General features: G+C 43.0%; 8 protein-coding genes. 2 read left to right on the forward strand and 6 right to left on the reverse strand.

All coding sequences use genetic code 11. The annotated features are described in order from the left end of the window. Positions 1 to 55: 55 nt before the first annotated feature. The 5 genes from BR06_RS0113040 to BR06_RS0113060 all read right to left on the reverse strand — a co-directional run bounded on the left by BR06_RS0113040 (position 56) and on the right by BR06_RS0113060 (position 5,472). On the reverse strand, positions 56 to 751 hold the full coding sequence (locus tag BR06_RS0113040) for an amino acid ABC transporter permease (protein ID WP_031483755.1): 696 nt from the start codon (positions 749 to 751) through the stop codon (positions 56 to 58). 12 nt (positions 752 to 763) lie between these two features. Continuing rightward, positions 764 to 1,465: an amino acid ABC transporter permease gene (locus tag BR06_RS0113045; RefSeq protein ID WP_031483758.1), complete on the reverse strand. Its 702-nt coding sequence runs from the start codon at positions 1,463 to 1,465 to the stop codon at positions 764 to 766. 83 nt (positions 1,466 to 1,548) lie between these two features. Further along, positions 1,549 to 2,364, reverse strand: a complete 816-nt coding sequence (locus BR06_RS0113050; RefSeq protein ID WP_031483759.1) for an ABC transporter substrate-binding protein — start codon at positions 2,362 to 2,364, stop codon at positions 1,549 to 1,551. Positions 2,365 to 2,420: 56 nt separating this feature from the next. After that, complete coding sequence (locus BR06_RS0113055; protein ID WP_031483761.1) at positions 2,421 to 3,149, reverse strand: amino acid ABC transporter ATP-binding protein; 729 nt, start codon at positions 3,147 to 3,149, stop codon at positions 2,421 to 2,423. 511 nt (positions 3,150 to 3,660) lie between these two features. Then, positions 3,661 to 5,472 carry a DAK2 domain-containing protein gene (locus tag BR06_RS0113060; RefSeq protein ID WP_031483763.1) on the reverse strand — a complete coding sequence of 604 codons (1,812 nt, stop codon included), beginning with the start codon at positions 5,470 to 5,472 and terminating at the stop codon, positions 3,661 to 3,663. Between the two features lie 223 nt (positions 5,473 to 5,695). Between BR06_RS0113060 and BR06_RS0113065 the strand changes: the two genes are divergently transcribed. Together BR06_RS0113065 and BR06_RS0113070 are read left to right on the forward strand one after the other, a co-directional pair. Then, the gene (locus BR06_RS0113065) at positions 5,696 to 6,901 is read left to right on the forward strand and encodes an efflux RND transporter periplasmic adaptor subunit (protein WP_051677095.1); all 1,206 of its coding nucleotides are present in this window, start codon (positions 5,696 to 5,698) and stop codon (positions 6,899 to 6,901) included. Positions 6,902 to 6,903: 2 nt separating this feature from the next. After that, positions 6,904 to 9,990 (forward strand): efflux RND transporter permease subunit, encoded by a 3,087-nt coding sequence (locus BR06_RS0113070; protein WP_031483766.1) that lies wholly within the window; start codon positions 6,904 to 6,906, stop codon positions 9,988 to 9,990. A 67-nt stretch (positions 9,991 to 10,057) separates the two neighbouring features. On the opposite strand, the gene BR06_RS0113075 is transcribed toward BR06_RS0113070, so the two are convergent. Then, positions 10,058 to 13,042, reverse strand: a complete 2,985-nt coding sequence (locus BR06_RS0113075; RefSeq protein WP_031483768.1) for a PEP/pyruvate-binding domain-containing protein — start codon at positions 13,040 to 13,042, stop codon at positions 10,058 to 10,060. Between the last annotated feature and the right edge of the window lie 40 nt (positions 13,043 to 13,082).

Raw genomic sequence — 13,082 nt, forward strand, 5'->3', positions numbered from 1 at the left:
AAAGCCTCGAACATTCGAGGCCTTTTAAAAAACAAAGTAAATCTATCTTGTAAGTCTAACGATCGCGCGCCTGATAGCGTGCAAGGTGCTTTTCCATCCTACGGCTAGTGTAGGTTAAGACATAACAAACTATGAAATAGAGTACGGCAATGGCAATAAAAATCTCAGTAGGAGCTGATAAAGTTCTGTTATTTACCTGAGTTGCAGTACGAGTTAGCTCGTTTACACCGATAATATAAGCCAGAGAAGTATCCTTTGTAAGTGATACAAACTGGTTAACAAACGATGGAATCATGTTTCTTAGAGCCTGTGGGAGAATTACAAACCGCATAGCTTGGTAGTGTGAAAGTCCACTCCCTCTAGCTGCTTCCATCTGCCCGCTCGGTAAAGCTGTGACACCAGCCTTTACAATTTCTGCGATGTAAGCACCGGTAAAAACTATAAACGCGATAAGCGCACAGTGAAATTCAGGTAAAGGGGAACCAAATATTATTGGAACTAAAAAATAGAACCAGAAAATAAGCATCAGCAAAGGTATGCCGCGGATAACTTCGATGTAGAAAACCGCAGTTAATTTAACTAGTTTATTGCGCGATAAACGCATCAAACCAGCAGCAAGGCCTATCCAGAATGCACCAAAGATACCGAGTACAGCCAGAATAATACTGACTGCAAGCCCACCTAAAGGTCCATTGGGAAATGCGCCCCAAAGAAAATAATCAAAGTTGTTCCAAACTACATCCCATTGCACGAGAGGCCACCCCTAATATTTTATCTGGATTAGATAATGCTTATTGTACATATTAATTGAGAAGGACACTATTAGCGAAATTACCAAGTAAATAAGTGTCGCGACTGTGAAAGCCTCAAATCCGTGGAAAGAATATGACTCAACCTGTCTCGCCATGTAAGTAAGATCCATAACGCCGATAGTCATAACCAGCGAGGAGTTCTTAATAAGGTTTAGAGACTGTGAAATAAGTGGTGGAATAATAATTCTGAAAGCCTGCGGTAGAATTACAAACCTATAAGCCTGCATGAACGAAAGTCCAGTAGCACGCGAAGCTTCAAGCTGATTTTTGGGTATCGAGTTAATACCGGCTCTGATCTCTTCAGCTATAAACGCGGCAGTATAAAATGTAAGGGAGATAACCCCGGCCGCAAATTCAAAATCGTGATCATAAAGCCAAGTGTTAACTGAATCCGGCAGAATGGAATAGGAACCAAAATACCAGAAAAATATCTGAATCAGCAGAGGCGTATTTCTAAAAAACTCAACAAATGCAAAGCTAAACCACTCAAAAGGTTTAAACTTCGACATACGCATCACAGCTATAATGGTACCGAGCAACAATGTAAAACCAATGGATACCAAAGATATCTGAAGGGTTGTAACAAGCCCCTCAACAATCCATTGCCCATACTGACCGCTTAAAACTAGATTCCAATCAAACTGATAATTCAAGGCGTTTATCCGTTGTTTTCGAAAGGACCGTACTAAGTACGGTCCTTTCGTTTCTAATCAATATAACCTAAGCCACTAATCGACTAAGGCCAAATTTCCATCTGCCAAGTCAAAGGCAGTGCATTCTTTGTATTAGGTCCGAACCATTTGTCGTACATTTTCTGGTAATCGCCGCTCTTCCACATTTCGATGAGAGCAACGTTTACAGCATCACGGAAGTTGGATTCATTTTCAGGAAGACCGATTCCGTAAGGCTCAGGAGAAATGATGTCACCAACGATTTCCCAATCAGATGGGTTAGGATCGGAGTTTTTGAGTCCAAGAAGAATAGTAGAGTCAGTTGTTACAGCTTTAACTTTACCCTGCTTAAGAGCAAGGAAAGCCTGTGGGTAACCTTCGAAAGAAAGAACCTTACAATCAGGCTGTACTTTCAGGATGTTCTGCTCAGAAGTAGAACCTTTAGCTGTACCAACTTTCTGACCTTTAAGGTCAGCTGCGGAAGTAATGCCGGAACCTTTCTTAACGAGAAGCTTCTGGCCGTCCATGAAGTATGTGATACTGAAATCAATGGTATCGTCACGAGCGATCTTGTGAGTCATTGTAGCTGCAGAAAGATCGATTGATCCCTGAACGAGCATAGCAATACGTGTGGATGATGTTACTGGTTTGAATTCAGCTTTAACGCCGATTTTGCCAGCAATGTAGTTACAGATATCGATGTCCATACCAACAAGTTTCTTTGTGGTTTCATCAATGTAACCGAAAGGAACAACTGCATCTTTAACACCGCAGATAAGAACTCCGCGATCTTTTACTTCCTGCAATTTATCAGCAAAAGCGGTAGAAGCACAAAGTGCCAACGCTAGTACCATTGCAACCATGATTGAAAGTCTTTTCATAGATCCTCCTGAAACAATTTTAAAGTTTTCTGCCCAAGCCGCTAAATAGTAAACGACTACAATATCTCCTTCAAAAATAACTTAGTTCTTTCGTGACGTGGGTTTTTGAAGAACTCTTCAGGCGGAGCCTGTTCGATAACTTCACCCTGATCCATAAATATAACTCGATCAGCAACTTCGCGGGCAAATCCCATTTCATGCGTAACGCAGAGCATGGTCATTCCTTCGCGTGCCAGATCTTTCATAACATTCAGAACTTCGTTGATCATCTCCGGGTCAAGCGCAGAAGTAGGCTCATCGAAAAGCATTACTTTCGGCTTCATTGCTAACGCTCTTGCAATAGCAACACGCTGCTGCTGTCCACCGGACAACTCAGCAGGGTACTTATGAGCCTGATCGTGAATACCCACTCTTTCAAGTAATTTAAGTGCAACCTCTTCTGCTTCTGCGCGAGGAACATTACGAACCTTCTGCGGGGCCAGAGTTACATTATTTAATACTGTAAGATGAGGGTAAAGGTTGAACTGCTGGAAAACTATGCCAATTTCGGCACGCAGTTCATTTAGGTTAACGCTCTTGTCGAGAATGTCTTTCCCATCAAAAGTGACGGTTCCTTTCTGGAAATCTTCAAGCCTGTTAATACAGCGAATAAAAGTGCTCTTTCCTGAACCACTCGGCCCACAAATAACAAGCACTTCACCTTTATTTACATGGTCATTAAGACCCTTAAGGACATGAAAATCGCCGTACCATTTGTGGAGATTCTTAATTTCAATCATCGGCATATCGCTTAACTCCAACTCCTGTACCGATTATCAATTCAGGACAGGCTACTATAATATAGTGGAAAAATTTAACTGTCAGCAACCTTTTAATGAATCCTAAGTTCTAACTTCAAGAATTCAAGAAAGAACAATAGTCATAGCCTAAAATTGCGAAAAGTCAAGAATACCTCATTCTTTTCCATTTATGTATAATCAATTTCATAGTCTTCCTTTTTTGATAAATAACAATAATTTTAGGTTAGCGGTACAACTTTCTGATTCCCTTGATCCGAATAACTGCAACGCCCAAGAAAGGGATTAATCAAATAGTATCGTCATTTACTTTATTATAAAAGATATACAAAAAAGGTAATTTAATAATTAACAAGAAATTTTTATCAACTTTTTTTCACTAAAACTTATTTAAACCAAAAAAAATCCGACATATGAACACTCCATAAAGTGCCAAACATCGGATTATGATTCAAAATCTGATTTAACCTGTGAACAGGATATAGCAAACTAAGCCATTTTAATCGTCTGCGATAAAAGCAACTGCGCACGCTCCCGGCCCACTATGTAAACCAAGCACAGGGGAAGCTTCAGTTACAAACTCAGGCTCAACGCCAAACTCATCCTTAATGATACGTGCGAACCTCTCAGCAGTACCCAGTGCATCAGCATGCGAAACAGCAAAGCGCAAATTACTTTTGCCCCACGTATTTTCCCGTACAAGCTTAATAAGTGCGCTTTCTTGTCGTTTGATTCCAAAAGCTTTGGCTACAGTAACAGGCTGCCCCTCGTTTCTAAACTCTAAAATGGGCTTTATGTTTAAGAATTTGGCAATCATTCCCTGCCCTTTGCTAACCCTGCCGCCCTTCACTGCGTAATCTAATGTATCAATAGTTACGAAAATCTTCGCATTTGCAATGGCTTTTTGAGCAACTCCTACTACCTCTTCAACCGTTCCGCCACTCTGTGCAGCCCTTGCCGCTTCCAAAACAGAAAGCCCCAACCCAACGCTCAGTTTTTTTGCATCAAGGGTTTGTAGATTTTCAAGACCAGAACTGACCGCTACCGCGCTCTGATAAGTACCACTAAGCACCTTAGCCATATGCAATGAAACCACGTTTTCGTAATCACTGCACGCGCACTCATAGATCTTTTTAATATCACCCGGTGAAGGCTGAGAAGTCTGAGCTTTCAAAGACTTAGGTAGCATTTCATAAAACTTGGCAGAATCAATATTGACCTGATCAATATATTCTTGCCCGTCAATTGTAAGACGCAAAGGAGCAACTCTGATGTCATATTGTAATCTTAGCTCAGCAGGAATATCGCAAGAACTGTCTGTAACAATCCCAACTTTTCTTCCATCGGAAATCAAACGCTTATGCTGCACCAGCATGTCATCAACCTTGCGTTTATCTACAGTTGCAAAGGCTGAAACAATCTCTTCAACTTTATCAGGATCATTAGTGTGAATATGGATTTTTATGCAATGTGGAAGACCTGCCACGATAAGACTATCTCCCATACCTGAGACAGATTCGCGTATCGAGTTCTTATCAATTCCAGATCCTTTCAGCAAAAATTCTGTACAATATCTAAATTCGAGACTTTTAACGGCAACCTTCGAAGCCTCATTTGGGGGATTCCCTACATTATATAATGGAGCTGAATCAGGTAAAATTGCTTTTTCAATTTTTCCATTCTCTAAAAAATCAACAATACCCTCTAGTAAATATACAAATCCCAAAGCGCCAGCATCAACAACACCTGCGCTTTTAAGTTCTGCAAGCTTTTCGGTTGTAGCTTTCACCGAAGCCTGAGCATTCAATAAAGAATCAGATAGAAGCACATGAAAATCACGATATTCATGTGCTTTAGAGCTAAGGTGCGTGGCCCAATCCTTAATTACACTAACGATGGTTCCATCTTTGGGATCAGCAATAGCTTCGCAGGAACGACGGGCTGCAAGGGAAGCAACCCGTGCAAAATCAGCCGGTGAGATTCTAGGCATATCCTTTACGCCTTCCGCAAAACCGCACAGGAATTGCGCGAGAATGGCGCCGGAATTACCTTTTGCCCCGTTAAGTGCAGACTCAGCAATGAGCGCGCTCATTTTTTCTATGGACTTTTCAAGAGAATCCCCGGTGGAACGTACAATGCTGCGCATAGTACCCGCCATATTCGCCCCAGTGTCACCATCCGGAACAGGAAAAACATTAATAGCGTCTAGATGAGGAGCATTTTCGATAAGTCTCCCGGCAGCAGCAACAACACCACGCCTAAATCTTACGCCATCAACATACTGAATTCGTATACTATTTGATTCTTGCATTATATATTTATCTTTATTTATTAGGGTGTTACATCTAAATACTACTGTTTATAAACTAAAAAGTAATCATGTTCTTGCATGTAAATCTACCAGCCCTCAAGTTATTAAAGAAATAAATTCACACCTGTTTTTTAACCCCTTTCTTAAACTAATACCCTTTTAAATTTGGAGTATTTAAGGTATTGAGAGTGATAAATAAAACCTGCGCAAGGAGCTTGCTCTAATGATTTCAATTTCCTCCATCAAATCAAGAAGATATTTCATATCTTGCATATACACTGCGATTCTAATCATTGCGATGTTGTCATTTCAAGGATGCGGAGGAGATAAAGAAGCCCCTCACCAAATCCCAGCGGCTCCAGTTACAACAGGTGAGGCAATCAAAAAACCAACGCCTTACTATATAACAGCAATTGGCACAGTTAAGGCCATTGACACAATCACAGTACGTTCAAGGGTAACGGGATATTTAAGCAAAATTGCCATTAAAAATGGAGATATAGTTAAAGCTGGGCAACAATTATTCACGATGGACCCGGCTCCTTTCGAAGCAAGCATACGCCAGCTGAGAGCAGAACTTGCTTCAGACAACACAAAGTATGAACAAGCTAAAAGGGATTACAACCGCTATCGCGATCTTGTGAGACGTAAAGTTGTTAGTGCTGAGCAGTTCGAACAAAAGCGGCTTGAAATGAAGACCGCAAGTGACCTAATCGCCGTAACTCAGGCCAAGCTTGTTAACGCTAAAAATGACCTTAATTACTGTTTCATCAAATCACCGATTAATGGCCTGACTGGGTACATCTTCCCAACTGCGGGAAATCTAATTGAAGAGAACAAAGATGAACTCGTAGTGATCAATCAAATTTCTCCGATAGCCGTTAATTTTTATCTTCCCCAAAAATACTTGGCTAAGGTTCAAAAATACTCCGCCAATGCAACCCTCGAAGTTCTAGCTATTTCCGAAGGGCAAGGTTCCCGTGATGCAGGCAAGCTTACTTTTATTGATAACAATGTTGATACAAAAAGCGGCACAGTCTGGATGCAGGCGACCTTCACGAATGCCAATCGTTCTCTATGGCCCGGTAATTATGTAGAAGTTATGCTCAAACTTTTTGAAGAAGATGTTGTGCAAATACCTATGCAGGCCACATGCGATGGACCGGAGGGAAAATTTGTATGGGTGATGCACCAGAATAAAACAGTTGATATGCGGCCCATCGAGATTGACCGCAGGTCCGGCAAAATGGATATCGTTACGGCAGGACTCACAGGTGAAGAAGAAATAATCACCGACGGACAGCTGAGACTGTTTCCCGGTGCTGTAGTCAAAGTGAAAGGCGACAAAACAAACTCGACAGGCAGGGCACCCTCATCAGGTAAATCAGCAGATAACTCGAAGAGCAAAACTGCCGGAGCCGGTGAATAGCCATGAATGTAACAGAGGTATTTATTAAACGACCAGTTATGACCACTCTTGTGGTTATAGCAATGGTATTTTTCGGTATCGTCGGCTATTTTAAACTGCCTGTAAGTTACCTTCCGGCTGTTGAATTCCCGACGCTTCAGGTCACGGCGACTCTCCCCGGTGGTAGTCCGTCTACAATGGCGTCATCTGTTGCCACGCCACTTGAAAAAGAATTTACGTCCATGCCGGGACTACGCACAATGAGTTCCGTAAACTCACTTGGGCAGACTCTCGTAACCTTACAGTTCGATCTGGACCGTAACATTGACGGGGCCGCGTCTGACACTCAGGCAGCTATCTCCCGTGCTAGCGGAAATCTGCCTTCCGACCTCCCGCAACCGCCCTACTATGAAAAGGTAAACCCTGCTGACGACCCTGTTCTATACATGGCGCTTTGGTCTGACTCTATGCCTATCTACAAGGTTAATGAGTACGTCACGACATTTCTTACCGACTCCATCTCTATGGTCAGCGGTGTTTCAAAAGTTGTCGTATATGGTGAATCCAAGCTTGCGGTAAGGGTTCGTGTTAACCCCGAAAAACTTGCAGCATGTGGCATTGATATTGACACCGTCCGTCAGGCTGTCGCGGAACAGAATGTTAAAGAGCCTGTAGGTACTCTGGATAACAAGCTGCAATCTGTTACCATTGAAGCTACCGGCCAGCTCAAAACAGCTGAGCAGTTTCTACCGATGATTTTCGAATCTGAAGATGGTAGGACAGTGCGCCTATCTGACATTGGAACAGTCGAAAACTCAATTAAAGCCGACAAAACAGGATCATGGGTCAACGGTAAACGCGCAGTTATCATCGCAATTCAAAAACAGCCGGGTTCCAATACAATTGCGGTTTGTGAAACAATCCTCAGTATGCTCCCGACTATCCGTCAGCAAATTCCTGCCGGAATCGATATGAACGTTTTATATGACCGTTCAATCCCAATTAAGGAAGCCGTTGATGATGTGCAGGAAACCCTGCTCCTTGCTGTCTTCTTTGTTATATGTGTTATCTTTTTCTTCCTGAAAAATATTTCCGCAACTCTCATTGCCGCAATTGCGGTTCCGGTCTCGATTATTTTCACCTTCGCCATTATGTTTGTGCTGGGTTATTCTCTGGACACCCTTTCGCTACTGGCCTTGACCCTTTCGGTCGGATTCGTGGTGGATGATGCCGTTGTTATGATCGAGAACGTCGTGCGCCATCTGGAAATGGGTAAAAAACCTTATGAGGCGGCTCTCGAGGGCGCAAAAGAAATTACCTTCACCATTGTTTCCATGACGTTGTCATTGTCGGTTGTTTTCATCCCGCTGATGTATATGTCCGGTATCATCGGACGCATTCTGCATGAATTCGCCATGACGATCACAGTCGCCATTCTTGCATCTGGAGTGGTGTCACTAACACTGACTCCCATGCTCGCAAGCCGTCTTCTGAAACCGGGAAGCAAGATTAACGAGCCTGATAAATTTAACGATTTTCTACTACGCAACTACGAACGCTCACTCCATTTTGTAATGCGTCATCGCCGGATGACCATGGGCGTAGCGGGACTGATTCTACTTGCAACCATCCATTTCTTTATGGTTATTCCTAAAGGATTCCTGCCAACCGATGACATGAGTTACTGTCAGGGTTTTGCGCAGGCCAAGCAGGGAATTTCCTACGAGTCCATGAAAAAGCATATTAGAGCTTTGGAGCCTATTCTTGCTGTTGATGAAAATATTAAGCATGTGATTATTGTCGCAGGTGTGCCAGTGCTCAATCAGGGTTTTATTTTCCCTATGCTTGTGCCACCAAAAGAGCGCGAAATGACCGCGGACGAAGTTGCTAGATCTTTGATGCAAAAGCTTAATAATGATCCGGGAATTGTTACATGGATTCAAAATCCGCCCATGATCAGGCTCACAGCTAAAACGTCTAAGAACCTTTATCAGTATACAATTCAAGCACCTGATCAAATGGAGCTGTTCGCCATTGCGCCAAAGTTTGAGCAGGCTCTTCACTCTATTCCATTTTTGACGGGTGTAAACTCAGATCTACTTGATAACAATCCTGAGCTTTGGGTCAAAATTGATAGAGACAAAGCTTCCTATTACGGGGTCACAGCTCACGACATAGAGAACACCCTGAACTCTGCATATTCGGAGCGTAAGGTCTCAACCATTTATGGAGATACGGATCAGTACTGGGTTATTCTCGAAGTGCTTCCATTCCATAAAAAAGATCCGCGCAATCTGATGAAGCTGCATGTTAAAAGCAAAAATGGAAAGCTTGTCCGACTTGATAACATTGCGTCTTTTGAAGAAAAACCCGGCCCTTTGCAGGTTAACCACACAGGCATGCTGCCTTCGGTTACCTACTCATTTAATATAGCCCCCGGTTTTTCATTAAGTGATGCAACAACGGCCATCAATGGGCTGGCATTAGAACTTCTGCCGGATACAGTTGTTTCAAACTTCGAAGGAACTGCCGACGAATTCCAGAAATCCATGAGCAGCGTTTTCTTCCTGCTCATGATTGCGATATTTATCATCTTCATTATTCTCGGTATTCTGTATGAAAGTTGGATTCAGCCGATTACCATTATCTCAGGACTTCCATCAGCTGCAATCGGCGGGCTCTTAACCCTGACCTTATTCGGTAAGGATCTAGATCTTTTCGGAGTGGTAGGGGTTATCATGCTGATTGGTATCGTTAAGAAGAACGCAATCATGGTCGTTGACTTCGCACTGGAAGCTGAGGAAAAAGACAATCTCACACCTGAACAGGCGGCAATTAAAGGATCTCTCGAAAGGTTCAGGCCTATCATGATGACCACAATTGCAGCCATCGCAGGTGCAATGCCGATTGCTCTAGGACTCGGAGCAGGGGCGCAGGCAAGACAGCCAATGGGTCTTGCAATCGTGGGTGGACTTATCCTCTCACAAGTTGTAACGCTTTACCTGACCCCTGTGTTCTACACATACATGGATACCTTCCAGAAGTTCCTCTACGAAAGAGGCAGAGCAAAACGCGATCTTCTCGGAATCCCACATAAGCACGATAGATAAAAAAAGGGGAAAGCCTAATAAGCTTTCCCCTTTTTAATGCCCTACACTTTCCGTTCATAATTTCCTGCTATTCACAATCTTTCAGCAAGCAATATTCACTGCTCCCCTTTACCGGCAGAACAACTCCCTGCGAACTTCTACCGTCTACTTTAATACCTAAAGGAGCCGGTAATCTTATGTGATTCACATACTCTCCCTCTTCCACGACAGGCTGCTCGGAAAACCATTCCCAATCCATTTTGTTGTCGGCTTTATCCGACACCATGAAATAGTTGATACCAAGTGTCGTTATATTATGGAAAAAGTGTGACCCCTGAGAAGGCTCAACCTTTAGACTTTCAACCGAAGTTTCGACTATGGCTGAAACGCCAGAAATGTCGGGCCACTCAACTGGAATTCCAAGCCAATGATCAGCAGAACCCCAGCGCCCCGGTCCAGCTAAAAGATATTTGCGGTCATTCTTCATCAGCTTGCCATTAAATTTAGCTATCTCAAGCGCTATTTCCCGGGACTTTGCTATATCAAAAACATCCGGCCTTACTATAAGGACATCCTCAACATCATTCTTCTCAGAATTACCAAGGGCATGGCTTGAAATGCAAACAGCCCGTTTCAAATCATCATCAGTGATATTCACATGATTCAAATCTGCTCGCGCACTCATGGGCCGGACTTGCAGCAGGTTAAATTCAGGCTTACGCCCATCATCATACATATTAACGCAAAATTCGATTTCAACAGGTCCGCCCATACCGTTTTCGGCAAGCAGGAGAACATCCTTCAAAACGGACGAAAGCGGAATGGATTTGTGTTTTAGCACTGGCGCGAACAAGATTACCTTCGGCCCCGGTACAGAGGCTGTATCTCTGATGCGTCCTTCCTGCACATCGTAAGTTGATGCAAGCATCTGAACAGGCGGGATCTCTTCAAAATCTGCGATATTCAGCTTCTCTAGATTAGCACCATCATGCAAAGTCCTTATTTCACTGCCATCCATTTTAAGGCCATAAAATGTAGTTTGCGCATTTTTCAGAGAGTCAGCAATTGTCGGACATTGCGGTAGAACTTTAGGGTAGCGCGGAGAAAATCTTAAGCATTGCTCACCATCAACAACAGACTTACCAATCCCCAAGGCGATTGATGCAACGCCATGTTCCGGCTTCATTTTCCCGAATGGATAATAATTGTAGGACTGACCTACACCTGAAATGGCAGGGAAAAAGTAATCACCATATTGCTGCCCTGCTACCTTCTGAATAATTACAGCCATTTTTTCTTCATCAGTTCGCTGATTCACTCGCTGAGAAAATGATTTGGGAGCTTTATAATATGTGGATGCCCATACAAGTTTGATTGCATCCACAAGCTGCGAAAGCCTTTTTTCGAGATCAGGATGATCATTTGAAATCATGTATGTGCTATATAACCCAGCGTAAGCCTGATACTGGGCATCTTCGAGAAGACTGGAAGAGCGAACTGACAACGGATATTTAACTTCATGTAAATATGCCCAGAGCTGAGCTTCGATCCAGCCGGGAAAGAATGCATCTGAAAAGATTTGCGCAACCTCTTTATCGTCCACATCAGCGGACGCAAGGTAGGAGAGGTTATTCATTTCCATGAAATCATCAAAGCCGGATGTTCCAATGGTCAAAGTCGTTGGAGCAAATATTTTCATTTCCGAATGCTTTTCATGCATCCACGGATTCCGGTTGAGCATTGAGCAAATAAAAGCCAACCCACGAGCCTTACCGCCAAGAGATCCCGAACCGATTTTTAAAAATTCTGTCTGCGGATCAAAGTCCTTTGGATTAAACGAAACAAGAACGCCCTGCTGCCTGCGTCTGCGCCTTGCAGCAATGAGCTTTAGTAAATATTGGCGGTGCGTTTCAACGTCAGGGAAATCCGCATCTTTCAAAGGACGTATTTTATTCGCCAGCCTAATCTCCGTTCTTGCATAAAACCAGCGCGAAAAATCATTCTTTTCACAGTGTCGTTTAAAAATATCTTGTGGAATATTACGAAGAATTTTCTCTAATGAGTACAAGCTTGATGCTCTGGATATTTCATTTTCATCCAAATCGCGGAAGACAAAATCCCCGAACCCAAGATGTTCTGTAACGAAACTTCGAACTTCCGACATCAAGTCAGGTGAGTTTTTATCAACAAAATACGCTGGAATTAGTACAGCCCGCTCAGCATTATCAGGCTCGTTGCTGGCTAGCAGCAATGGAATATCTTTCCTTTGAGCTTTAATTTCCTTCAAAAGCTCTATTCCAGAACGTCCGTAAAGCTTGCCTTCTTTGGGGAATCTGACGTCAGAAATAACGCCAAGAATATATGGTTCATACTTTTTGAACAGCTCTAAAGCATGCTCGTATGTGCTTGCAGTCAGGATTTTAGGGCGCGCACGCATGGTCAAAAGCCTGTGCTCAGAGTTTAGCCCCTCCTCAAGTAATGCCTGAGTCTGCCGGACAAGTTCCTTATAAAGGATAGGTAAAAAGGAGGCCAGATATCTAGGCGAATCCTCAACAACAATAATTACTCTAATTCCAACAGCTTCAGTATCATGCTCAACATTCAGCATATCTTCTAAATTCTTAACCATTGCGACCAGCAGTTCAGCATCACCGGACCAAACGAATTCACGATCAACCCCATGCATATGCTCAATATCAGATGCCCCGACCTGACGATGACTGAGCATTGCAACCGGAAGCCCCGGAACTTTTTCTTTGATCCTTCTGCCCATATCAAAACAATTCATATTAGATAGATGTGGCATGATGATTACGAGGTCGAAGCAATTACAGCCTAAAACTTCAAGAGCCTCATCAATATTCGAAACCCACGTCAGCCGTGGGGGGCTACTTAGGTTAAGCCCTCGATACTCACTGACAATCCTTTCTGAAATTTTACTATCTTCTTCCATAACCCAGGCATCATAAGGACTGGATATCAAAAGTATCTCTCTAACCTTAACCTGCATAAGGTCATGATAGAGACTGAATTTACGAGTCTGCTTTCCAGTAAACATATACTTAGTATCCATAACCTTTCCGCCCGAATTAAAATTTATTCCACAAAAAAGG

Source organism: Maridesulfovibrio frigidus DSM 17176, assembly GCF_000711735.1.
Taxonomy (GTDB): Bacteria; Desulfobacterota; Desulfovibrionia; order Desulfovibrionales; family Desulfovibrionaceae; genus Maridesulfovibrio; species Maridesulfovibrio frigidus.

Excerpts from the sequence above, each read along its gene's own strand:
- BR06_RS0113070 (WP_031483766.1), top strand. The coding sequence starts at position 6,904 with ATGAATGTAACAGAGGTATTTATTAAACGACCAGTTATGACCACTCTT.
- BR06_RS0113055 (WP_031483761.1), bottom strand. The coding sequence starts at position 3,149 with ATGCCGATGATTGAAATTAAGAATCTCCACAAATGGTACGGCGATTTT.
- BR06_RS0113065 (WP_051677095.1), top strand. The coding sequence starts at position 5,696 with ATGATTTCAATTTCCTCCATCAAATCAAGAAGATATTTCATATCTTGC.
- BR06_RS0113050 (WP_031483759.1), bottom strand. The coding sequence starts at position 2,364 with ATGAAAAGACTTTCAATCATGGTTGCAATGGTACTAGCGTTGGCACTT.
- BR06_RS0113060 (WP_031483763.1), bottom strand. The coding sequence starts at position 5,472 with ATGCAAGAATCAAATAGTATACGAATTCAGTATGTTGATGGCGTAAGA.
- BR06_RS0113075 (WP_031483768.1), bottom strand. The coding sequence starts at position 13,042 with ATGGATACTAAGTATATGTTTACTGGAAAGCAGACTCGTAAATTCAGT.